The following is a 22,143-nucleotide window of genomic DNA, read 5'->3' as shown; positions in this document are numbered from 1 at the left end:
CAGTCCTGGCCTTTGCCCAGCGGTTGGTCGCAGTCACGGTAGGTCGACAAAGAGCAAGCTGCAGCAGCTAGGCCATTGAGGTGGTAAAAGAGTAAAGCGGTTAAGGGATATAAATTTACTCTAATACAATAATGGGAGATGTAATTTATGACTAAGCGTGAATTCTTCGGCGTAACCATTGAGTGTGTTCAGGGAAACATTGCGGTTCAATCTGATATGGATGCCATTGTTAACGCGGCTAACGCCATGTTGCGGATGGGAGGAGGTGTGGCGGGCGCGATCCATCGGGGGGCGGGCCCTGACCTCGAAGAGGAATGCCGCAAGCTTGCGCCTATTCAGCCTGGCCAGGCGGTCATAACCAGAGCATATAATCTGCCAAACCGCTATGTTATTCATTGTCTTGGGCCGGTCTACGGCAAAGAAGAGCCTTCTGATCAACTGTTATCCTGTTGTTATCGTAATGCGCTGCAACTGGCTGAGGATAATAGCATCAGTTCCATTGCTTTTCCGGCAATCTCAACGGGCTTTTTTGGCTACCCATTAGAATCGGCTACAAGGATCGCTTTCCAGACAATTTTCGATATGCTTCCCAGACTTTTGACTGTTAAACATATTCGCTTTGTTTTGTTTAACGATACTGATCGACAGCTATACGAGCAAATTCTTGGTGAGTTTGCAGAAGCATGATTTAGAATAAAGAACACAAGTATTCAATTGCGCCATGCAAATTCGAACAAAAATTGGTCGGCATGAAGGGTGGCGCAGATGTAAATATACTCTGAGTCCAGTGATGAACAAAACGCTTATGAATACCGAAAAAACAGATCGGTGCTCTTGTCCTTGGAAGAAATGGTGACCAGCTTACTAATGGCAGATGCTTCACCGATTCGGCTGGTGATCCACGGTGGCGCCGGTACTATCATTCGCAGTAAGCTGACAACGGAACGTAAGCAGGCTTATACAGAGGCACTTGCTCAATCTCTGATCGCTGGTTATGCGATACTTGCAGCTGGCGGCAGCAGCATTGATGCTGTGATTGCAGCAATCGTGGTAATGGAAGATTCACCCTTGTTTAATGCTGGCAAGGGCTCGGTGTTCAGCCATGCTGGCCATAATGAACTGGAGGCATCGATTATGGATGGTTCCACACTCATGGCTGGTGCTGTTGCTGCGGTCACAACGATTCGCAATCCGATCCGTGCCGCTCACGCTGTAATGACAAAAAGCACGCATGTGATGCTGATGGGCGAGGGTGCTGAAACTTTCGCTGCCGAACAGGGTCTTGAGATCGTGGATCCATCTTATTTTTATACGCAATACCGCTGGGATCAGTTACAAAAAGCGATTGCCAAGGAACGCGTGCTGCGCGATCATGACGCTGCTCCGGTTACACCATTGCCAGGCGAGAATGAAAAGCGCGGCACGGTTGGTGCTGTGGCGCTGGATTGTTATGGCAATCTCGCTGCTGGCACATCAACTGGCGGACTCACGAACAAGCGCTTCGGGCGCGTGGGGGATTCGTCGATCATTGGCGCTGGTACCTATGCGGACAATCACTCGGTTGCGGTATCTGCAACCGGTACCGGAGAAATGTTCATCCGTGCTGCAGCCGCATTTAACACGGCGGCACAGGTGCGATTACAGCACAAACCGATTGCCGAAGCGGCCAATAATGTTCTAGCGGAAATTGCCGCCATTGGTGGTGATGGTGGTTTGATTGTGTTGGATGGAAAAGGCAATTATGCCATGTGCTTCAATACCACAGGAATGTACCGCGGTGTCATCGGTAACGATGGCGTTGCGCGGGTGAGCATTTTCTCGGAAGCTGAAACCTCTGCTTCAGAAAAGTAGCTATGCAGATTTTAATTTCTTTGATTCTGACTTATCAGGCTTAAAATTTTTGATTGCTTTCTTTTTTCACCTTCCACTTAATGGTTACATAGGTTCCTAAATATGCACCCAGGAAGGCAGCAGATATATAGATTTTGTTCTCGACATAATTCGTGACCGTAAATGCTGTGACTAGAATAATCATGGCTGACCAGAATGCAGCAGGGTGTGCTCTTCTTTCTTCTACATCAATGAAATAGAGTGTCCAGCACACATCTGCAAGTGCCATTGCGGCCATAATTAATAAAAAAGTCACAATTGAAAATTCCATACGATCACCCTTAAAAAAACCTACACTGAATCGAACAGTTTATAAGTGGCTGTGCGTCGTTTTGAGAATTGCGATAGTAACAGAATATTTGCATGCAGAACGCGGCCTATGATGACAATACTATCGTGCAGCATGGCTACACGCTATGTCAAAACTTCAGCATTCTTCCTCGCTACTATTCAAATTCGATGTTTCACCCTCAGGGCTAATATCTCATGCGGCACTATCCAATTAAGATGAATAAACCTTCCTACATACTTAGCCAAGCATACCCTCGCTGCAAGTGATCGATTGGCATTGCTGATTTTGGATGAGTAGTATTCGCAAACCCGATGACCTTTCCTTGATAACGTGTCGGACCACAAATTGACAAGTGTCCATTGTTCTCTCTGATTTGCAGGCTTCCTCCGATCGAGTTCGTGATGATCGGCAGCGTTATCCCAAAGACCTTAGCCGCCACGTAAGCACTCGCTGCGCTTCCTGTTCCGCAACTTTTGGTGACATCTTCGACACCCATTTCATACGTGCGTACCGAAATGCCTTCCTGGTCGCGCCAAATGAAATCAACGTTGACACCTTCCGGATGACCGACGAACTCACATAAAGACTGTTCTTCCCGTAAGGATTTACCCAATACTCTTGCGGTTTCTATATCAACCTCAGAACCAATCACCACCACGTGTGGGACACCGGTAAAGACGAAATGAAGCTGATGATTAATCTGCCGGTAGTTTCGTGCTTCTCCTAGATTCGCTTCGACAAGATCATCATGGACGAGCACTTCCTTCTTTCCGTCGCCGGTGATGATGGAAAACATGTCGCTGGAAATATAGGTGTCACGCAAATAACGTGTCGCACATCGCAAGCCATTGCCGCACATGGTCTCTTCGGTTCCATCACAATCAAAAATCCTCATTGTCGGGAGCCCTTGTTGTCGATCCAGATAAATAACACCATCGGTCTCGTGCTGCATTGCTAATGCGTTTGAAATCTGCGAGCGATCAAATCCAGCCAGAGGAGTTCTCATCTCATCAACTATCAAGAAAGAATTGCCACACCCATCCATTTTAGTTGCTTTGATTCTCATCGTCTTATTTCCTTTATGAACTGATTAATAAGTGTTGTGTGGAATAGCAGGGGATTAAAGACCCCTGCGTTTAACTACGGTTCTACGGTTTAAATCCCGTCCGTCTTGTAAGATGTACTTGAGCAACGCCTGAGATAAATTCATCTTGAACAATGCCAGCCAGGACAAAACCATTTTTAAGATAGAATCGCAGGCTTTTATTTGCATCGGCATCAGTAATGACATTGAGGATTCTTCCTCCTTGCTTCTCAATCTCAGCAAAAATGCTATCTAACATCAGAGAGCCATATCCTTTGCCACGATGATGCTCGTCGACTGCAATGGTCAGTAGGTGATAGGTATCAACCGTTTTTTTAACAATAACATAGCCGACAGGATTGCCATTCTCTATTACGCAGTGTCCAAAGCATTTGCCAGAGGAGATGTCTTCCAGTTCATCATGAATTGCAGATTGGTACATAGGACCAATATCCTGCAGGGCAATCTTCTCAAGATTGGGATAGAATTCTTTCGTAATAGGTATGATCATGATTTGCTTATTTGTTTACTGTTTACCTAGAAGGGTATACTGCCGGTCCCGATGGATAATCGTGCCAGCTATGGTTGCTTGTTCCATGGCGGAGTCCGCTAATTCCTCAAGCAGCAGGGTCTTTCCTTTGAATCGTTCCGGGTATAGTGGGGAGAGTCGTTGTACGGCTGTATTGACGATCAATGCAACCATATCATTGTGTGCGATGTTTGCGTGACGGCACATATTGGTAAGATCAGCTTCTGTGGGGTGAATACCAGGAATTACATTGGCTTCAAGGAAATAGAGCTGGCCATCGCGCTCGCGAAAATCCATACGGTTATAATCACGCACTTCAAGTGCTTCGTGCGCTGCAATGGCGAGCTTCGCGAAGCTTTGTGCCTTTTCAGTCCAGGAAAGATGTGAAATATAGGGATTCTCGATGTCTTTTACGTGGGGATCACGTACCTGAGGCTGTCCTGGAATCTTTGCGAAGTCGATTTCCAAGATCGGGAGCACATAGTTTCCGATAAGGCCTATCGTATACTCGTTTCCGGGCAGGAATTCTTCGACGAGCGCGGGTTGATTGAACTGTGTGTAGATCGCTTCGATGGCATCATTGAGTTCTAACAAATCGTGCACTTTGCTTTTTTGGCTGATACCAATACTGGTTCCTTCGCTATAGGGTTTTACCATCAAAGGGAAAGACAAATCTTTGAGCTGCTCTCCTGGCACCATGAGCTGAAATCGTGCAGTCGGCACGCCGTCATACGCGACGATCCTTTTTGCCGTTGCTTTATCCATCTTGTTGATGAATGTTTTTGGGCTGCTGCCTGTATAAGGAATGCTTAGGTATTCACAGAAAAATGGGACAATAGCTTCACGCAATTCCTTCTCATCGAGACCTTCTGCGTTATTGAAGACTAAATCGATATGATTTTTGCGCTTTTCGAGTTGATGATATATATCAGAACCAACATCAATCAATTCTACATTCGCGCCGAGACGTTCTAGCGCTGCTATCACAGCTTCGATGGTAGCTGGGCTTTCAAATTCGCCATAACGTTCGCCATCCATGTCCGACTTTCTTACGTTACAAGTATAAGCAATATTGAGTTTATTCATATTGAGGAGAAACGTTTAGTAAAAAACGCTCTTTTTTATTAAAAGTCAATATTATTTTAATTAATAACGCAGTAAGACATTTTTCCGTTGACATGCAGATAAAGCTTCGGGAGCTTTCTTTAATTAAACTATATGAACGGAGTGTTTACTGATTGATGGAAATAGTTTGAGAGAGGAAAATTGGGATCGAAGACTGAGGAATCCCTACTTTTGTAAAGGTGGCTCATGAGCGTTCAGAGTGCAGGCATCATTTTGTATCGCTTTATTGAAAGTGAGCTTCAAGTCATGCTTGTTCATCCTGGTGGGCCTTTCTGGGCAAAAAAGGACGATGGGGCATGGTCAATCCCAAAAGGAATATACGAAAAAGATGAAGATCCGCTCGCTGCGGCCAAACGAGAGTTTCGAGAAGAAACAGGACACGAAGTAGACGGAATGTTTATTGATCTCGGGGAGGTAAAGCAGCCTAGTCGGAAAATAGTGCATGCGTGGGCCTTAAAGCATGATTTTGACACTTCAAAGATCGTAAGTAACCTGTTTAGCCTTGAATGGCCACCCCATAGTGGCAAAATTCAACAGTTTCCTGAAGTCGATAGAGCGCAATGGTTTGAAGTACAGGAAGCCAGGGAGAAAATCTTGAAAGGGCAGCGAGCATTTCTTGAAAGATTGATAGAGCAACTTGATTACACACCGGAGAGTGCAGGAGCGTCGCATTATTTTGAGTAATAAAGTGTTACGATCAAGTAAAACAAAATACTTCCCAAATTTTCTTAGCCGGTGGCTATCAAAGTTTTATGATTAACTGGTCAGGAGCGAAGAAGATCGTTAAAGGAATTGAGGGTGAAGCCGCCATCAAATCAGTTCAGTATTGTCATATTAGTAGTAGTCACTCTTGCATCGTTTCTCGGTGGTTGTGCTACGAGATTGATGCTTTATCCTGAGCTGGCACGAAGAATGGAAGCTCGCTATTTGCCATCTCCAATATCAAACCAGCACCGGGCGAAAAAGGTAATGGTTAAAAACGATTCAGGATATGAGCTGCATGGCCTTTTGTTCAAAGCTGAGGGTGATTCTGGCACAGTTATGGTGTCGGGTGGTAATGCGATGGCAAGAAGCCATGCCTTGGAATATTACAAATTCCTGCTTGGTCATGGTTTCCGAGTGTTGGTATTCAGTTTCCAGGGATATGACGAAAATGAAGGTCGCTCTAATCTTAATTCACTTATTGGTGATGCTGCAGCCTACTATACTTTTTTAAAATATGAATATCCTGGTGAAGAAGTTGCTTACATGGGGCATTCTATCAGTAGCGCTGTGGCATTGTGCCTACCACTCAGGGTGGCTGTGCTATCCGCAATTATTGTAGAAGGTGTGTTCGATCCCGGATCTATCGCATATAGCAAACTAAAACAACTTTGGTATCTGTTTCCGTTGTATCCGATTCTTTTACCCACTGCCGTAGCTGTGAGCGCTACCATACCTGACGAACTTGATGTGGCGAAATGTGTGACCACATATAGTGATATTCCAATTATTTTTATACACCACCCTGACGATGCGGTTACTCCCTTCGAACGAGCGTTTGATCTTTTCAGCGCCTATCAAGGTGACAAGCAGTTTCTTATTCCACGACACCCAGTTCCACCTCAATACCATACTAGTCTGCTGAACGATATGAAAATCCAAAACGAGATCGTTCGGTTCTTGCAAGATCATTTATCAGCGCGGCCACGATACAATAAAAAATTCACTTCTGACCATTCGGCTGGAGACAGAAAACATTGATCGTTGTTAAGAATCAATTAAACTGAACCAGAAATGACTCAGCAATTTTGAGTCTTTTTTCAGAATTTATTTTTTCGTGGGAGTTATTTTTGTTCTTCGATCCCATGATCGGTCGCTCAAAAATATCTTTTCTCCCACCAATCTGATTTCCGGATACTCACCATGTAATACGAGTGCACTTTCGTCGGCAAACTGCAAATATAATCGGCCATTTTGCTTCTGTGGCAGTGGAAGGGGAATCAAGTCATAATATTTTCCATCCAATTCCAAATAACCCCCGACCACAGTATTTGGCAGTGCTGGTAAGGGCACCTCAAGTTGGGCATGCTCCATAAATATGATCACTTCCTGGCTCCAGACGACATCCGGCTTGTGCTCCAAATAAATGCAGGTATAGGAAAAGTGTAGCTCCGCTTTTTCATCCTGGAAGCGAAGGTTACTTACGCGTGAATCAAAAAGCTCCAAGACTCTGCCCATAGCTGTCACACAATTTTGTGCATAAAAAATTAAACTTCTTTTTTTCTATAACGAATTTATAAAGCATACAGCAAACCCCTGCTCCGCAAGCGAGATAGCTCTGCCTTAGCTCAAATCGCTCAAGCGACTTGCTATGCTCATGATATGGTTTTGTCTTATTACCAGGGAATTTCGCTGCTATCATAGCGTAAGAAACGACCATTGTCCGCCAGGGTAAAAGCGTCGACTATGGAGCGCATACCCTCGACACTTTCTTGGGTAGACAGCGGCGCACCCGGGCCGCCCATCCGCGTTTGCACCCAACCGGGATGCAGCAATAACACTCCGATCTGCTGCGGCCTTAGTTCTAATGAGAATCCTTTCATGGCGGCATTCAATGCCGCTTTACTGGAGCGGTAGTAATAACTACCGGGGCTTTCGATCTCGGCAATGGAAGCCATGTGGCTGCTGATAGCGACGATTAAACGCTTTTGACCATGCCGTATATGATCAAGGAACGCGCGGCTTACGCGTAAAGCACCCATAGTATTAACGCTGAAAGTGTGGGCCCAGGCTTCATAATCAGTGGCTTGCTCCGGCCGAATGTATTTCTCGAAATAAACCCCTGCATTATTGATCAAGAGATCGATGGGATTATCCGCAAGTTCCTTTGCCAAGGCGTCAATTTGATCGGGATCAGTCACGTCTAGACGATGTGTGGTTAAGGTGTTGTGCTCGATTTCCAGCCGCTGCAGTTCTTCCGCTTGCGCAGGAAATCGGCAAGTGGCGAAAACACGCCAACCAGCTTCCGCATATTGACGACACCACTCCAAGCCGAGACCGCGGTTACTGCCGGTAATTAGAACGTTTGGCATAATGGTGATGACTTTCTGCGACCAAAGTGCATCAAGCAATTCCTTCCAGAGTATGCCAACAGCGTTTCCATCCCGGCATACCTGTAAGCCCGTCGATCATAGTAATTTTTTCGATCTCTTTGAGATTGTCAGATTCGACGATATCGAGGACATTGAAATTTTCTAACATGGCATAGTTTCCTTCAACATCAGCTTGGCGCATTGTGTCATGATTTACCATCTCACACCTCCGAAACAATGACAATCCTATTCCACGATAACATGTTCCATCGAGACCGACATGGGTGATTTGCGTTGCACGTCACCTGTGTTTTCCGATATCGGGAAATACCTAGTATTAATTGGATATTCGGAGGAAGCGAAGGTTCCTAACCGCTAGAGCTGTAGAATTACAGTAGATCACAGGGTCATGCCTCACATTTGGCATTTTCATTCCCTGTTTTTCTCCGCTTTCATGTCCCCAAAATGCCTGCTCACTTGAAATAACGTATAGTGCCGGCTCCAATATGCTCGCCCTATTACATATCTTTCGATCCGATATGTGAAATATCTATACTAGATTGTTTCTTTTATTTAGTCATAAAAAAGCCCGCAAAACATCTGCGGGCTTTTTGAAGTATTTGTTTGTTAAATTACGACAAACCCAATATCTCCAAATGGGTAGTAATTTCGCTAGCAGACATACCTACCAGCGTAATCGAAGATTCGCCATCCGTGAATTCAAAGGTGACGTTGCTACTGATTTCAAAATGATGAGTAACGGAAAGATGCGTATCTGGACCAAAATGCATATCGCCGAGTTGGAAAGGTAATATATTGCCAATGTCATGCTGAATAGAGTGATCACCAAGTCCACTGAAACTTATGATGTCATCGCCATGGCCACCAACTAGAGAATCGTTACCACCGCCACTGGTATTTCCGTGCTGATGCGAAGCGGGAACTTGATAGTTTTCCACGTTGAGATTTAAATATTGAGAATGTTCTGAGTGATCTGAATATACTAAATGTTCTGAATTTCCTGAATATTCTAAATAATTTAAATTTTCAGAGTGTTGAAAATGTTCTATATGCGCATCTACTGTATGGCCATGATCCGGAGTATTATCCTTTAAAAGGTCATTCAATATCTCTCTAAGATCTAGGGCGTTTTGTCCATGCCCATGCCCATGCCCATGCCCATGCCCATACCCATGTCCATTTCCATGCTCATTATGTCCATTCCCATTCCCATGCCCATTTCCATGCCCATGCCCATGTCCATGTCCATGTCCATGCCCACCACCCATTGAATCATGTCCCATATCGAATAGCTCCTTAAAATGAATAAATAAATTCGCATGAATGATGTTAATTAGAGTGATACAAGTGTTATATGACGTTCACTTAGAGTCTCGCGGAAATCATCATTAACTTGACTTGGCAATTCAGCAAACTTGCTTCGAACAGAAGTGATTTTGCTGAAATGGCTCCCTCGTACTTAATTGCATTAAATCATTCAGTGCTCTTTAGAATTTAATTGCATAAAACAGACGATAACTTGCTGATTCATCTAACTTTTGCAATTAAACCTGGTTTAGATATCGGCAGTCGGTGTAAAAACTTGAATATAATTTTTACAGCTAAACAAAAGCTTATATATTGGCAGGATGCAAAGACTTAAATGATTTTGCAGACCAATCCAATTATTTTGCAATTGATCGACTATCGTTATCTCTGAGCTTTATCAAGCCATTTGCGGGATGATCGGTATAAACAAAATTGATCCTGGCAGTAAAGCCAGGATTGCTGGGAAGAAAATGACTATATTCATTATTTTTGATATGACGACATCTTCACTATAAGTTGCCATTTTCCCCCACTTTCATGTCCGGCTCACAGCCACGTAGCTCACACCAAAATGCTCGCACCATTGCATATCTTTTGGTCCAGATATGTGAAATATCCATATATAAAAAAGCCCGCAAAACATCTGCGGGCTTTTTGAAGTATTCGTTTGTTGAATTACGACAAATCAAATGTCTCCATATGGGTGGTAATTTCGCTAGCGGGCACACCAACCAGCGTAATCGATGATTCGCCATCCGTGGATTCAGGGGTGACGTTGCTATGGGTTTCAGAAGTATCAGTCATGAAAAGCTGCAGATCAGCACCCGTAGGGATATCATCCGGTGAGATGGGCAGCATATCGCCATTGTCAATCTGAGCGATGTCATCACCAAGGGCATTGAAATCGAAGATATCATTGCCATGGCCACCAACTAGGGAATCGCTACCACCGTTGCTATTTTCATGCTCCACATTGAGATTTAAATTTTCAGAATTTTCTGAGTGCTCTGAATGTTCTGAATTTTCATCTCTTGAATATACTAAATATTCAGAAGGTTCCGAAAGATTAAAATGTTCTGAATGTGCATCTGCTACATGATCCGGCATGTGATCATTTAGAAAATTTTCCACATGTCCATACCCATGTCCATTTCCATGTTGCTCATGTCCATACCCATGGCCGTTTCCATGCTGATCATGTCCATTTCCATGTCCATTACTATTTCCATGCCCATGTCCGTGTCCACCACCTAATGAATCATGTGCCATTATTTAGAGTCTCCTTAAAATGAATGAATAAATTCGCATGAATCATGTTAAATAGAGCGATACAGGTGTTATATGACGTCCGCTTAGAGTCTCTTGGAAATCATCGTTAACTCGATTTGATTCAGCAAACTTGCTTCGAACAGAAGTAATTTTGCTGAAATGGCTCCCTCGTACTTAATTGCATTAAATCATTCAGCGCTTTTTAGAATTTAATTGCATAAAACAGACGATAACTTGCTGATTAATCTAGCTTTTGCAATTAAACCTGGTTTAGATATCGACAGTCGGTGCAAAAATTTAAATATAATTCTTACAGGTAAACAAAAGCTTATATATTGGCAGGATGCAAAGACTTAAAGGGTTTTGCAGACAAATCCAATTATTTTGCAATTGATCGACTATTCGTTATCTCTAACCTTTATCAAGCCATTTTCGGGATGATCGGTATAAACAAAATTAATCCTGGCAGTAAAACCAGGGTTGCTGGGAAGAAAATGACATATTCATTATTCTTGATATGACGACATCTTCATGATAAGTCCCAATCTTCTTTTAATCCCGTAATAAAAATGACTTTGCTTTATATATAGCACTATCTGTGCCAATATAATTTATATATTAATAACAAATAGTTATATGATATCTTATAAGAAGGATATGGAGGAAAAGTCGCCGACAACACATTGGTTTTATACAAAAAATATGCAAAATGTATAATCCCATATTTTTTAAAAGATTTACCTTGTCTCTAATTAGAGACGTATTTTTATTTATAATGCATAAGACTATGTTTCTAAAATAAATATATTGTCGCTAATTGAGTATATGCTGTATGGAGTATCTGAGTTAATTGGAAATTGGAGTTACTTATTTCTGGAATCAGTTTCGTAAACAGTGATTCGATTTTCAATTTCCTGATCCCATTCAATGATTGGATCGAGTTGATCTAGGACTAACCAAAGTCTTTCAACCAACATGATTCTGTCTTTTGAGGGAGAGTAACGCTTTGTTAAAAAATGACTTCTGAGTTTTTTAGACCTGATTTCGTAGCAGCATGCGGTTATCTCGGAACCGCCAATTGCCAGTCAGCAATAGAGTCAAATACAAAAGGGAAGAAAAAAGGCATAAACCGCAACTGTCTGAAACTCGGTTTATTGTTTATTTGTACCTGAATAGAGTCCAGCGTATTAATTGGTGCATTGATCAGAAGAAGGTAAAGAAAAGACCATGCTCTGTTCCTGATCCATTCAATAATAAAATGAGTTGTCCGCAACAAGGAGCCCAGGTTAGTTAATTTATTTGGGCAACTTTAATGTTCGCAAAGCATGAAACAATCCTTCTGCTACTTGTGCCATCGCTGAATAGTTCAGCTTTTCGGGTGTGTCTTTCTCCGTATGATAGGCTTCGTAGCGATAAAAAGCTGTATCGGTGACCATCACCGCGGGGTAGCCTTCTCGCCAGAAGGATAGATGATCGCTCCATGCTACTCCCGGGATGAATTCAAAGGTAGCCAGAGATTCTAGTGGGAAATCCGAGTGGGATTTGAAGGCTAAAACCAGCTGATTCAATTCCTTGCGTGATGCCAAGTTGGAGACCATCGCGATGAAGTTTGCACGATCTGGGTAGAAATATTTAAGAAATAAGGGGTAACTTTGACTGCCTGGCTTTTCGCTGTATGAGCCCAGCATTTCCAGTGAGATCATAAGGCGTATATTCTCATTACGCGCCTTTGCCTGCTGGGCATAAATGGTGCTGCCCATCTGACCCCAGAAAAAGAAAGGCGATTCCTCGTTGGTAAAAGCTACGAAACGCAAGGTGCGTTCTGTTTCGACTGTGGCAAAAAACCGACTAAGTTCAAGAAGCGCAGCAATGCCGCTAGCGTTGTCATTCGCACCGGGTGAACCCTCCACTGTGTCATAGTGCGCCCCAACAAGGATAATTTCATGAGGCTTTGTCGTGCCTATCCGGCTGACTTCCAGATTTTTACTTTGCACGCCATTGGCTTGGTAATACTGTACTTTCACCTGATAGCCCTGGGCAGTCCATTCATTGTGAATATACGCTGCTGCAGCATTAAGTGCATGCAAATGAAGGATGTTACGTTGCCCGATTTTCAACGCAAGATGAGAAACATGGTTATGCAAACGGTCGGAGAGAGTAGGCGTAGAAGATTTAACTGTTTCTTTCATGGCTGGCATATTTTCTGGAAAAACCACTTTGCTCCATGTCAGTATAAGGCAAATGAGAATAAAGCCAGGTAAACTCATTCACATGTTCCATACTATCATCACGATGAATAATCAGGATCGCCCATTAGCCTGCTCCTGTTAATATTACGTACAGAAAGAACGACAATCTAAAGATAGATACCATCCCGAACGGTACAGCGGATAATCAATAAGAGGCAGTATTTCAGTCTAGCAAACCAAAATCTTTGCTGCAGACCCCAAGAGTTCCATACCCATCCAGTTAATATGCTAACCAACACAACTATCACTTATCTGCTTGCAAAATTCAGCAGTAGCATTCTGCAATGCTTGGATTCTAATTAAATGGGGCTGGGGTGGTTATATCACCCATGACCTGCAACGCTGCAATCTCTTGGCAGCGCGGGCAGGCGCACTGGACTTCCAGCTCAGGCTAAAAGAGGAATTCAGGGTTAATTTTGGTAAAAAGAAGAATAATGCCAAAGCCAACTAATAAATTTGCTCGGTGATCCTGATTATAAAAAAACTGCCCTAAAAGGACAGTTTTTTTGTATCCTGCTTATCCAGCATAGAACGCGTTCCATTATTGGCGAATACCCGTCAAGTATTGGCGGACACCCGTCACGTTCGAGGATGAAGAATCGTTGCTGGGTAAAAAATTGTTGCTGGGCATAGAATCACGGTCCATCATTGCGCTTGGCGGATACTGACCGGGTTTTGGATCCATGCAGGCAGTTAGTAAGGATGCTAGTAAGAGTGCAGCTAATATGAGTGAAAATTTCATTTTTGCAGTCTCCTATATAGAAAAAATACAAATAATTGGACTCAGAGTGGTTTAATTATTTGATCCTTAATATTATTTAATCCTTAATTTTCTGATCGACTCCTAAAGATTGATTCCTGAAGCAGAACAGAAGCAACGGGTTAAACCAATTTAGTTTCGCTGCATGTGGATGCTAAGGGATAGCGAATAGGCAGGCAATAATGCATTTGCATACAATTTTTATTTCTTGGTGCCAGAAACATCGAACAAAATAGTCATGTGATCTTGCTGTCACATCGTGTACGTATAGGAAAAATAAACCTAAATTCCTCTTTTAGCCTGAGTTCGTCTTTCACTGCATAAAAACTCGGTCTTCACCCAAGGTGCGATTTGGGAAGGTGCCATTTGGGAATCAATCCCTTCGACCAGTGGGGCGTGGAGCTGGGCAAGGTGCTGGCTCAACGCATCATCCCTGAACTGGAAAGCAAGACAGAGCCCGCGCTCGGACATGATAGCTCCACCAATCATCTGATACGTCGCTATCGACACTTCAAGGGAACCCTCTCATGAACTCGGTCGCAAGGGCTGGAGCATTTGGTCCAGGTCGTACTGGATAACCTGAGTACGCTTACAAATCGAATTACATATTTCATCCAGCGAAAGAACGTTTTTGTTTTACGTATTAGTACGTATTTTTTAAATTTGCATATTTTAATAATCTATTGCGGCTTTTTTAGGATTATTCATCAACCATCCAATTTGATAAACATTTATTAAAGAAAGGAAGGGTAAAATGATGTTATCAATCTTCAACCTTCAACCATCTAGGTTTAGTTCTCCATCACAAGAAAGAAGATACCCGGGCACATGCAGGATTTTTCGAGATAATGCTGCTAAAACAGAGAAGGAGTGCCCAACATAAAGATTACAATTATAGGCATTGATTTGGCAAAAGAAGTATTTTCTGATTCATTGGATAGTGGATATTTGCGGCAAGCTGGCTAGAACGTTAAAAAAAGAAACGAGTATGGAATACATGGGTATTGAATTGCTTCCAGAATTTATTCGGGAAAGATATGAAGTGCGAGAGTGGAAGCACGCTTGTGCAATTTTGAAGGAAGATTTTTCTGACGAATGGAGTGATATTCTTTCCGTTTTGACAGATTTTAAACTTAATAAAAGCTGGATCACCAATCCTGGCGGAAGAAAATCCAAGGTGTCTGAGTTCATTGACAATTACTTGTATGAGCGAGGATGGACAGAGAAGGAATTTAAAACGCAGGTGGTTGTTGATCAAAACAAAATGGATACGCCGACGCATAAGGTAGATTGCTTTCGGAACCGTGTGGCGCTGGAAATAGAATGGAACAACAAAGATCCATTCTATGATCGAGATCTTAACAACTTCAGGTTATTATTTGATCTAAGGGTAATTAGTGTGGGAGTAATCATTACTCGGTGTGACGATCTTCAAGATATTTTCAATGAGCTTGGTAGAGGGACATCATATGGAGCTTCGACAACCCACATGAGTAAGCTTCTTCCGCGAATTGAGGGCGGTGGTGGAGGGGGATGTCCTTTGTTGGTTTTTGGTATCACAAAATTACTCTATGCAGACGACGAATAACATGAGTGCATCTGATGATCTTCTTGAAGAAGTAGGGAAAAGAAAATTTGCTACCGTGCTTGCAGATCCACCTTGGCAGTTTCAAAACCGCACAGGGAAAATGGCGCCCGAACATAAGCGTTTATCCCGCTATCCGACTATGACCTTGCAGGAAATCAAGGATTTGCCTGTTGAGGCGATCGTAAAAGATACCGCACATCTCTATTTGTGGGTACCGAATGCGCTGCTGGCAGATGGGTTACAAGTCATGGAACACTGGGGTTTTACCTACAAGACAAATTTAATCTGGTACAAGATCAGAAAAGATGGCGGACCAGACAGACGCGGCGTTGGCTTTTACTTCAGAAATGTTACGGAAATGATTTTGTTTGGAGTGCGAGGTAAAAATGCCCGGACACTACAACCCGGCCGAAGCCAGGAAAATATCATCTCATCTCAGAAACGGGAGCATAGCCGGAAACCTGATGAACAGTATCAAGTAATAGAATCATGCAGTCCTGGACCGTATATCGAGCTTTTTGCAAGAGGACCTAGAAAGGGGTGGTTCGTATGGGGTAACCAGGCTGAGGAATACGCTCCTACCTGGGACACCTACTCTAATCATTCACGATCAAATGTTGTTTCTTTTAAGCAGAAAAAACTACTGTGATCCCTATAACAAACTGGTTCGATAATTTCAGCCAGAACGGATTTAAGTTCGTTTATCGAAGTGTGAAATTTTCGATAGAATTAATCTGGACAGAGTTAGCGCTTCATTTAACTGAATTAAAAAAATTACAGCACAAAACATATAAAAATCCCTATAAAACCAGAATTACCCGATAATCGTTTACATTAGTGCGGGTGGGGCCGGTGATGATCAGGTCATCGAGTTGTTCAAAGAAAGTATAGGCATCATTGTCATTCAGCAGAGCGACAAGATCGAGGCCAAGCTGACGGGCGCGGCTAAGTGAGTCGGGGGTGAGGATAGCACCTGCGTTATTTTCTGTGCCGTCGATACCATCGGTATCACAGGCGAGTGCGTAGACTTGTTCCTGTCCATCCAGTACAACGGCAAGCGAAAGTAAAAATTCGGCATTGCGTCCCCCTCGGCCACGGCCTTTTACCGTCACGGTGGTTTCTCCACCAGAAATCAGCGCCACAGGTGGTTTAAACGGATTGCCGTAATGGCGAATTTCTCTTACCAGGGCCGCATACACTTTGGCTACTTCCTGTGCTTCCCCGGTGACGGTATCGCCCAGTATCAGCGGAGAGATGTTATGCGCTCGAAAAAAATGCTCAGCAGCCTTGAGCGATTGGTGAGCGGTAGCAATGACGCGATTTTGCACATTTCTGAAAATGGGATCACCCAGCTTGGGTGTTTCATCTCCGGCATGCTGACTTCTTTCCTGCAGAATATTCATGACATGGGGGGGAACATTGATCGCATATTGCTTGATCACGGCAAGCGCGTCGGCATAAGTGGTCGGATCAGGCGCGCAAGGGCCTGAGGCAATATGGGTCGGGTCATCTCCGGTGACATCGGAAATGATCAGGCAATGGATCGGCGCGCGGCAGGCGGCCGCCAGTCTGCCACCGAGCACGGCGGATAGATGCTTGCGCACCATATTGATTTCCTGAATAGAAGCACCACAAAGCAGCAGTTGCTGGGTGATATCCTTGAGTTCCTCCATCGAGATACCCGCAATCGGCAGCGACAGCAAGCTCGATCCACCACCACTGAACAAACCCAGCAGCAGATCATTGGCGGTGAGTGCTTGCACTCTTGCCAGAATCGCTCGTGTGGCGAGTTCGCCGTGCTGATCGGGTAACGGATGACCAGCTTCGATGACTTCAATTTTTCGGGTGGGCAGGCCGTGGCCATAACGCGTGATGACGATGCCCTCCAGATTGGCCTCTGCTGGCCAATGCGCCTCTACCGCCTGCGCCATGGCTGCGGCAGCCTTGCCTGCGCCCACCACCAAGGTTTTTCCTTTTGGCGGACTCGGTAAATGAGCTGGGACGATTTTTAGCGGGTCGGCTGCGTCTAGCGCCACCTGGAAACTGTTGAGCAACAGTTCGCGCGGGTTCAAGCGCTGACCTCAGTGCTTTCCTTTTTACTCGCTGCAGCAAGCATGGGTTTCAGATATTCACCGGTGACGCTCATCGGGTTTTGCGCGATGCTTTCCGGCGTGCCTTCGGCAATGATCTGGCCGCCGCCATCGCCACCTTCTGGCCCAAGATCGATGATCCAATCGGCTGTCTTAATCACATCGAGGTTATGCTCAATAACGACAACGGTATTGCCATGGTCACGCAGTCGGTGCAGCACCTTTAGCAAGAGATCAATATCCTGGAAATGAAGGCCGGTGGTGGGCTCATCGAGGATATAAAGCGTGCGGCCGGTATCACGCTTGGACAACTCCAGTGACAGCTTCACACGCTGCGCTTCCCCCCCTGAGAGCGTAGTAGCCGATTGCCCCAAGGTGATATAGCCCAATCCCACATCGAGTAAGGTTCGCAGTTTGCGCGCGACCACCGGCACAGAATCAAAGAATGCAAAGGCGTTTTCCACAGTCATTTTCAGGATCTCGTTGATGTTTTTGCCTTTGTACTGAATCTCCAGCGTTTCACGGTTATAACGCTTGCCATGGCACACATCGCAGGCGACATAGATATCCGGCAAGAAATGCATTTCTACCTTGATGACGCCATCTCCCTGGCAGGCCTCGCAACGTCCGCCTTTGACGTTGAACGAAAAACGCCCGGGATTATAGCCACGCTCCCGCGCTTGCGGAACACCAGCAAACAGTTCACGGATCGGGGTAAACAGGCCAGTGTAGGTGGCTGGATTGGAGCGCGGTGTGCGGCCGATCGGTGTTTGATCCATATTGATCACCTTATCGAAAAAAGCCATGCCATCAAGCTCTTGATACGGTGCGGGTTCCGTGCTGCTGCCGTAGAGATGACGTGCCACAGCACAATACAGCGTGTCGTTGATCAGCGTGGATTTGCCTGAACCCGACACCCCGGTGATACAGACCAGCAAACCAACAGGCAGATTGAGATCGGCATTCTTTAGATTGTTGCCAGATGCACCGGTAATTTTCAGCATGCGTTCAGGATTGGGGAGAGTGCGGGTTGGCGGTACCTCGATGGTTAATTGGCCAGAAAGATAGCGACCGGTCAGCGAGGATGCGTTCTGCTGAATGTCTGCCGGGGTACCCTCAGCAATGACGAAGCCACCATGTTCCCCAGCGCCAGGTCCCATATCGACCACATGATCGGCCAGCTGAATGGCATCCTGATCATGTTCCACCACGATCACGCTATTGCCGAGATTGCGAAGGTGCTGCAGCGTTTCCAGCAAGCGGCTATTGTCGCGCTGATGCAAGCCGATCGAAGGTTCATCGAGCACATACATGACACCCGTTAGGCCAGAGCCAATTTGGCTTGCCAGGCGGATGCGCTGGGATTCTCCGCCCGATAAGGTATCGGCAGAGCGATCGAGCGACAAATAATCAAGTCCAACATTGTTGAGAAATTGCAGACGGGAGGCGATTTCCCGGATGATTCGTTCCGCAATTGCTTGTTTGTGTCCTGCCAGTGTTAGTTGATCGAAAAACAGCCTGGCCTGCTTGAGTGGCCATGCGCTGATTTCATAGATAGCTTTTCCATTGACGTGCACATGTCGTGCTTCACGGCACAAGCGCGTACCTTCACAGTCGGGGCACGTGCACGAGTTGATGAATTTCGCCAATTCCTCGCGCACGGTTTGTGAGTCGGTTTCATGATAGCGGCGCGTCAGATTGGGAATGACACCCTCAAAAGCATGCGTTTGCTGGGAGGATCGGCCACTTTCATTCAGGTAGGAGAACTTGATTTTTTCCTTGCCAGAACCGTGCAGAATGATGTGCTGGATTTTCTCATCCAATTGCTGGAAGGGAGTTTCCAGATCAAAATCATAATGTCTGGCCAGAGCCATCAGCATCTGAAAGTAAAACTGATTACGCCGGTCCCAATGTTTGATCGCACCGGAAGCAAGCGATAAATGTGGAAAGGCAACGATCCGCTCAGGATCAAAGAAGGTAATCTGTCCCAGCCCATCGCATTTGGGGCAGGCACCGACCGGGTTATTGAAGGAGAACAAGCGAGGTTCCAGCTCCGATAAGGCATAACTGCACACCGGGCAACTGAATTTGGCAGAAAACAGATGTTCCTTGCCACTCTCCATTTCTACCGCCAGGGCGCGGCCATCAGCATGGCACAAGGCAGTTTCAAACGATTCGGCCAATCGTTGCTTGGCGTCAGGCGAGATTTTCAGCCGATCGATGACTACTTCGATGGTATGCTTCTTGTTTTTCTCCAGTTTTGGCAGATTGTCGATTTCATACGTTTCTCCGTCGAGCCGTACGCGTACAAAGCCTTGTGCACGCAGCTCGTCGAACAGATCGAGTTGCTCACCTTTGCGTCCAACCACACTCGGTGCCAGTATCATGAGCTTGGTGTCTTCCGGCAATTGCAGTACCTGGTCCACCATTTGCGAGACACTCTGGGCGGACAGGATAATGCCGTGCTCCGGGCACTGCGGCTCGCCCACGCGGGCAAACAGCAAACGCAAGTAATCATGGATCTCGGTGACGGTTCCAACCGTTGAGCGTGGATTATGCGAAGTGGCTTTCTGTTCGATGGCGATGGCAGGCGAAAGCCCCTCGATCAGGTCGACATCGGGTTTTTCCATCAATTGCAGAAACTGCCGGGCATAAGCAGACAGCGACTCGACATAGCGGCGCTGTCCTTCTGCATACAGCGTGTCAAATGCGAGCGAAGACTTACCTGAACCGGATAAGCCGGTAATCACCACCAACTTGTTGCGTGGAATATCGAGGTTGATATTTTTGAGATTATGGGTGCGTGCCCCGCGAATTTTAATCAGTTCCATCAGCTACCTAAGTATGGGTCAACCTGCTAATATACCTAACTTTCCAGTTTTCTCACAATCTGATTCATGTCTGCATTATCAACTTCCGAAAAAATGTCTCCCGTAGAAATGCGCTCCTCCATCGGCCTGGCTGGCGTTTATGGATTGCGCATGTTTGGATTATTCATTATTTTGCCCGTTTTTGCTCTATTTGCAGAACATCTTCCCGGTGGTGATAATTACACGCTGGTGGGGATCGCACTGGGTGCTTACGGACTGACTCAGGCGATTCTGCAAATCCCGTTTGGCTGGATGTCTGATCGCATCGGACGTAAACCTGTCATTTATATGGGGTTAGTACTATTTGCCATCGGCAGTTTTATGGCAGCTACTGCCATTGATATTTATTGGGTGATCGCCGGTCGCATCGTTCAGGGTGCAGGTGCGATTTCCGCGGCAGTCATGGCGCTTGCCGCTGATCTGACTCGCGAAGAGCATCGCACTAAAGCCATGGCCATGATCGGGATGACCATCGGTGCTACCTTTGCAATTTCACTGATGCTTGCGCCTTTACTGAACCAATGGATCGGCGTACCGGGTATTTTCATCATGACAGGTATCTTGGCGATAGCGGCGATTGTTGTGGTTAACAAAGTGATTCCAGAGCCCGCCATCAGCCGCTTTCATTCCGATACGGAAGTATCCACCGGACGCTTTGCCAGCGTCCTGAGTGATCCGCAATTACTGCGCCTGAACTACGGTATTTTCGCGTTGCATGCAGTGTTGATGGCGCTCTGGCTGGTCGTGCCACTGTCGCTGCGTAATGCGGGGCTGGCGGCAGAGCAGCACTGGCAGATATATCTGCCAGTGCTGGTTTTATCGGTTGTGCTGATGGTGCCTGCCATCATCTATGGAGAAAAGAAAGCCAAACTCAAACCCGTCTTCGTTGCCGCAGTCGTCCTGCTATTGGCGGGGCAGATTTTGCTGGCGCTCATGCATCAATCTTTATGGGGAACCGCGGCGGCGCTACTGGTATTTTTTACTGCCTTCAACCTGCTGGAAGCCAGTCTGCCTTCGCTCATTTCCAAGATCGCACCGGTTGGCGCCAAAGGGACTGCCATTGGAGTCTACAGCAGCACCCAGTTTCTGGGTGCATTTGTTGGCGCAAGTGCAGGCGGTTATTTTTATCAGCATTACGGGGTGTACGCGATTGCTGCCTTCTGCGCGCTGTTGCTGATTATTTGGTTGTATCTGGCAGCGACCATGAAAGCACCTGCAGCAGTGCGCTCCAAAATGTATCATGTTGAAGAGATGGATGCGACTCAAGCCAGTGGACTGTCGCGTGAACTGGCAGCATTGCCCGGCGTTTATGAAGCGCTGGTATTGGCCAATGAGCAGGTGGCTTATCTAAAAGTCGACCTCAAAGGGTTTGATGAGGAAAAAGTTGTCCGATTATTAAGGGGGGACGCATAAATGGCATCAGTTAATAAAGTTATCCTGATTGGAAACCTGGGACGGGATCCGGAAGTACGTTATATGCCAAGCGGTGACGCCATGGCTAATTTGAATATTGCTACAACTGATACCTGGAAAGATAAAGGCGGTGAGAAACAGGAGCGAACCGAATGGCATCGTGTGGTGATGTTTGGCAAGCAGGCTGAGATTGCGGGTGAATACCTCAAAAAGGGTTCGCAGGTTTATATCGAAGGTCGTTTACAGACGCGTAAATGGATGGATAAATCTAACATTGAGCGCTATACCACCGAAATCATCGCCGATCGCATGCAAATGTTGGGTAGTCGCGCGGCTGGAGCTAACTTCGAATCCTCAGGCAGAGAGGGTGAATACAACAACAGTGCGAGCTATGCTGACAAGCCTGCCAACCATAACAAAACCAATAGCGGATTTGACGATCTGGAAGACGATATTCCGTTTTAGAATATACTAAAACTATTTTAGTAACCAAAAAACCCAGAGAGCGTTTCCTTATCTGGGTTTTTTTATTGTTTACATTTTATAGATATAAGTAATTACCACCCTAAGCCTAATGCTTA

General features: G+C 45.5%; 22 protein-coding genes. 9 read left to right on the top strand and 13 right to left on the bottom strand.

What is annotated here, in order from left to right; translation table 11 throughout:
• The first annotated feature begins 147 nt into the window (after positions 1-147).
• Together BLV54_RS01655 and BLV54_RS01650 are read left to right on the top strand one after the other, a co-directional pair.
• Complete coding sequence (locus tag BLV54_RS01655) at positions 148-687, top strand: macro domain-containing protein (RefSeq protein WP_090566808.1); 540 nt, start codon at positions 148-150, stop codon at positions 685-687.
• A 162-nt stretch (positions 688-849) separates the two neighbouring features.
• On the top strand, positions 850-1,851 hold the full coding sequence (locus BLV54_RS01650; protein WP_256329031.1) for an isoaspartyl peptidase/L-asparaginase family protein: 1,002 nt from the start codon (positions 850-852) through the stop codon (positions 1,849-1,851).
• Between the two features lie 40 nt (positions 1,852-1,891).
• Here BLV54_RS01650 and BLV54_RS01645 read toward each other — a convergent pair whose 3' ends face one another.
• The 4 genes from BLV54_RS01645 to BLV54_RS01630 all read right to left on the bottom strand — a co-directional run bounded on the left by BLV54_RS01645 (position 1,892) and on the right by BLV54_RS01630 (position 4,881).
• Positions 1,892-2,161, bottom strand: a complete 270-nt coding sequence (locus BLV54_RS01645) for a hypothetical protein (RefSeq protein ID WP_090566805.1) — start codon at positions 2,159-2,161, stop codon at positions 1,892-1,894.
• 250 nt (positions 2,162-2,411) lie between these two features.
• The gene (gene dapF, locus BLV54_RS01640) at positions 2,412-3,248 is read right to left on the bottom strand and encodes a diaminopimelate epimerase (RefSeq protein ID WP_090566801.1); all 837 of its coding nucleotides are present in this window, start codon (positions 3,246-3,248) and stop codon (positions 2,412-2,414) included.
• Positions 3,249-3,330: 82 nt separating this feature from the next.
• Positions 3,331-3,777, bottom strand: a complete 447-nt coding sequence (locus tag BLV54_RS01635) for a GNAT family N-acetyltransferase (protein ID WP_090566798.1) — start codon at positions 3,775-3,777, stop codon at positions 3,331-3,333.
• A gap of 15 nt (positions 3,778-3,792) precedes the next feature.
• Entirely contained in the window at positions 3,793-4,881 is a 1,089-nt protein-coding gene (locus BLV54_RS01630; RefSeq protein ID WP_090566795.1) for a D-alanine--D-alanine ligase family protein, read from the bottom strand.
• A gap of 225 nt (positions 4,882-5,106) precedes the next feature.
• Between BLV54_RS01630 and BLV54_RS01625 the strand changes: the two genes are divergently transcribed.
• Both BLV54_RS01625 and BLV54_RS01620 read left to right on the top strand, forming a co-directional pair.
• Positions 5,107-5,604 (top strand): NUDIX hydrolase, encoded by a 498-nt coding sequence (locus tag BLV54_RS01625; protein WP_090566793.1) that lies wholly within the window; start codon positions 5,107-5,109, stop codon positions 5,602-5,604.
• Between the two features lie 114 nt (positions 5,605-5,718).
• A complete protein-coding gene (locus BLV54_RS01620) occupies positions 5,719-6,663 on the top strand; it encodes an alpha/beta hydrolase (RefSeq protein ID WP_090566791.1) in 945 nt (314 codons plus the stop codon).
• A gap of 66 nt (positions 6,664-6,729) precedes the next feature.
• On the opposite strand, the gene BLV54_RS01615 is transcribed toward BLV54_RS01620, so the two are convergent.
• The 7 genes from BLV54_RS01615 to BLV54_RS01580 all read right to left on the bottom strand — a co-directional run bounded on the left by BLV54_RS01615 (position 6,730) and on the right by BLV54_RS01580 (position 13,583).
• On the bottom strand, positions 6,730-7,140 hold the full coding sequence (locus BLV54_RS01615) for a hypothetical protein (protein WP_090566788.1): 411 nt from the start codon (positions 7,138-7,140) through the stop codon (positions 6,730-6,732).
• A 158-nt stretch (positions 7,141-7,298) separates the two neighbouring features.
• Positions 7,299-7,994 carry an SDR family oxidoreductase gene (locus tag BLV54_RS01610; RefSeq protein ID WP_090566885.1) on the bottom strand — a complete coding sequence of 232 codons (696 nt, stop codon included), beginning with the start codon at positions 7,992-7,994 and terminating at the stop codon, positions 7,299-7,301.
• Positions 7,995-8,025: 31 nt separating this feature from the next.
• Positions 8,026-8,214 carry a hypothetical protein gene (locus BLV54_RS01605; RefSeq protein ID WP_090566785.1) on the bottom strand — a complete coding sequence of 63 codons (189 nt, stop codon included), beginning with the start codon at positions 8,212-8,214 and terminating at the stop codon, positions 8,026-8,028.
• 412 nt (positions 8,215-8,626) lie between these two features.
• Positions 8,627-9,298 carry a hypothetical protein gene (locus tag BLV54_RS15910; protein ID WP_176969638.1) on the bottom strand — a complete coding sequence of 224 codons (672 nt, stop codon included), beginning with the start codon at positions 9,296-9,298 and terminating at the stop codon, positions 8,627-8,629.
• A 700-nt stretch (positions 9,299-9,998) separates the two neighbouring features.
• Positions 9,999-10,592: a hypothetical protein gene (locus BLV54_RS01595; RefSeq protein ID WP_090566779.1), complete on the bottom strand. Its 594-nt coding sequence runs from the start codon at positions 10,590-10,592 to the stop codon at positions 9,999-10,001.
• Positions 10,593-11,887: 1,295 nt separating this feature from the next.
• Positions 11,888-12,859, bottom strand: coding sequence for a M28 family peptidase (locus tag BLV54_RS01590; RefSeq protein WP_218132288.1), 972 nt, complete (start codon positions 12,857-12,859; stop codon positions 11,888-11,890).
• Between the two features lie 523 nt (positions 12,860-13,382).
• A complete protein-coding gene (locus BLV54_RS01580) occupies positions 13,383-13,583 on the bottom strand; it encodes a hypothetical protein (RefSeq protein WP_090566773.1) in 201 nt (66 codons plus the stop codon).
• A gap of 369 nt (positions 13,584-13,952) precedes the next feature.
• Here BLV54_RS01580 and BLV54_RS01575 point away from each other — a divergent pair, with 369 nt between their 5' ends.
• From BLV54_RS01575 to BLV54_RS01565, 3 genes are all read left to right on the top strand, one after another.
• Positions 13,953-14,132 (top strand): hypothetical protein, encoded by a 180-nt coding sequence (locus BLV54_RS01575; protein ID WP_256329028.1) that lies wholly within the window; start codon positions 13,953-13,955, stop codon positions 14,130-14,132.
• 370 nt (positions 14,133-14,502) lie between these two features.
• The gene (locus BLV54_RS01570; RefSeq protein ID WP_218132287.1) at positions 14,503-15,189 is read left to right on the top strand and encodes a BglII/BstYI family type II restriction endonuclease; all 687 of its coding nucleotides are present in this window, start codon (positions 14,503-14,505) and stop codon (positions 15,187-15,189) included.
• Between the two features lies 1 nt (position 15,190).
• On the top strand, positions 15,191-15,838 hold the full coding sequence (locus BLV54_RS01565) for an MT-A70 family methyltransferase (RefSeq protein ID WP_090566770.1): 648 nt from the start codon (positions 15,191-15,193) through the stop codon (positions 15,836-15,838).
• A 151-nt stretch (positions 15,839-15,989) separates the two neighbouring features.
• Here the strand turns inward: BLV54_RS01565 and BLV54_RS01560 are convergent, their stop codons facing one another.
• Together BLV54_RS01560 and uvrA are read right to left on the bottom strand one after the other, a co-directional pair.
• Positions 15,990-17,261: a glycerate kinase type-2 family protein gene (locus tag BLV54_RS01560; protein WP_090566767.1), complete on the bottom strand. Its 1,272-nt coding sequence runs from the start codon at positions 17,259-17,261 to the stop codon at positions 15,990-15,992.
• Positions 17,258-20,110, bottom strand: coding sequence for an excinuclease ABC subunit UvrA (gene uvrA / locus BLV54_RS01555; protein ID WP_090566764.1), 2,853 nt, complete (start codon positions 20,108-20,110; stop codon positions 17,258-17,260). The genes BLV54_RS01560 and uvrA overlap by 4 nt, the downstream gene beginning before the upstream one ends.
• Positions 20,111-20,203: 93 nt before the next feature.
• On the opposite strand from uvrA, the gene BLV54_RS01550 reads away from it, so the two are divergent.
• Complete coding sequence (locus tag BLV54_RS01550) at positions 20,204-21,562, top strand: MFS transporter (RefSeq protein ID WP_090566877.1); 1,359 nt, start codon at positions 20,204-20,206, stop codon at positions 21,560-21,562.
• Entirely contained in the window at positions 21,563-22,027 is a 465-nt protein-coding gene (gene ssb / locus BLV54_RS01545) for a single-stranded DNA-binding protein (RefSeq protein WP_090566761.1), read from the top strand.
• Positions 22,028-22,143: the final 116 nt, after the last annotated feature.

The sequence above is a fragment of the Nitrosomonas sp. Nm33 genome, from assembly GCF_900107265.1.
Lineage (GTDB): Bacteria > Pseudomonadota > Gammaproteobacteria > Burkholderiales > Nitrosomonadaceae > Nitrosomonas.
This window is presented reverse-complemented; position numbering and strand designations above follow the sequence as displayed.

Excerpts from the sequence above, each read along its gene's own strand:
- uvrA (WP_090566764.1), bottom strand. The coding sequence starts at position 20,110 with ATGGAACTGATTAAAATTCGCGGGGCACGCACCCATAATCTCAAAAAT.
- BLV54_RS01615 (WP_090566788.1), bottom strand. The coding sequence starts at position 7,140 with ATGGGCAGAGTCTTGGAGCTTTTTGATTCACGCGTAAGTAACCTTCGC.
- BLV54_RS01610 (WP_090566885.1), bottom strand. The coding sequence starts at position 7,994 with ATGCCAAACGTTCTAATTACCGGCAGTAACCGCGGTCTCGGCTTGGAG.
- BLV54_RS01550 (WP_090566877.1), top strand. The coding sequence starts at position 20,204 with ATGTCTCCCGTAGAAATGCGCTCCTCCATCGGCCTGGCTGGCGTTTAT.
- ssb (WP_090566761.1), top strand. The coding sequence starts at position 21,563 with ATGGCATCAGTTAATAAAGTTATCCTGATTGGAAACCTGGGACGGGAT.
- BLV54_RS01645 (WP_090566805.1), bottom strand. The coding sequence starts at position 2,161 with ATGGAATTTTCAATTGTGACTTTTTTATTAATTATGGCCGCAATGGCA.
- BLV54_RS01580 (WP_090566773.1), bottom strand. The coding sequence starts at position 13,583 with ATGAAATTTTCACTCATATTAGCTGCACTCTTACTAGCATCCTTACTA.
- BLV54_RS01625 (WP_090566793.1), top strand. The coding sequence starts at position 5,107 with ATGAGCGTTCAGAGTGCAGGCATCATTTTGTATCGCTTTATTGAAAGT.
- BLV54_RS01630 (WP_090566795.1), bottom strand. The coding sequence starts at position 4,881 with ATGAATAAACTCAATATTGCTTATACTTGTAACGTAAGAAAGTCGGAC.
- dapF (WP_090566801.1), bottom strand. The coding sequence starts at position 3,248 with ATGAGAATCAAAGCAACTAAAATGGATGGGTGTGGCAATTCTTTCTTG.
- BLV54_RS01595 (WP_090566779.1), bottom strand. The coding sequence starts at position 10,592 with ATGGCACATGATTCATTAGGTGGTGGACACGGACATGGGCATGGAAAT.
- BLV54_RS01650 (WP_256329031.1), top strand. The coding sequence starts at position 850 with ATGGTGACCAGCTTACTAATGGCAGATGCTTCACCGATTCGGCTGGTG.
- BLV54_RS01565 (WP_090566770.1), top strand. The coding sequence starts at position 15,191 with ATGAGTGCATCTGATGATCTTCTTGAAGAAGTAGGGAAAAGAAAATTT.
- BLV54_RS15910 (WP_176969638.1), bottom strand. The coding sequence starts at position 9,298 with ATGGGACATGATTCAATGGGTGGTGGGCATGGACATGGACATGGACAT.
- BLV54_RS01635 (WP_090566798.1), bottom strand. The coding sequence starts at position 3,777 with ATGATCATACCTATTACGAAAGAATTCTATCCCAATCTTGAGAAGATT.
- BLV54_RS01590 (WP_218132288.1), bottom strand. The coding sequence starts at position 12,859 with ATGAGTTTACCTGGCTTTATTCTCATTTGCCTTATACTGACATGGAGC.
- BLV54_RS01605 (WP_090566785.1), bottom strand. The coding sequence starts at position 8,214 with ATGGTAAATCATGACACAATGCGCCAAGCTGATGTTGAAGGAAACTAT.
- BLV54_RS01655 (WP_090566808.1), top strand. The coding sequence starts at position 148 with ATGACTAAGCGTGAATTCTTCGGCGTAACCATTGAGTGTGTTCAGGGA.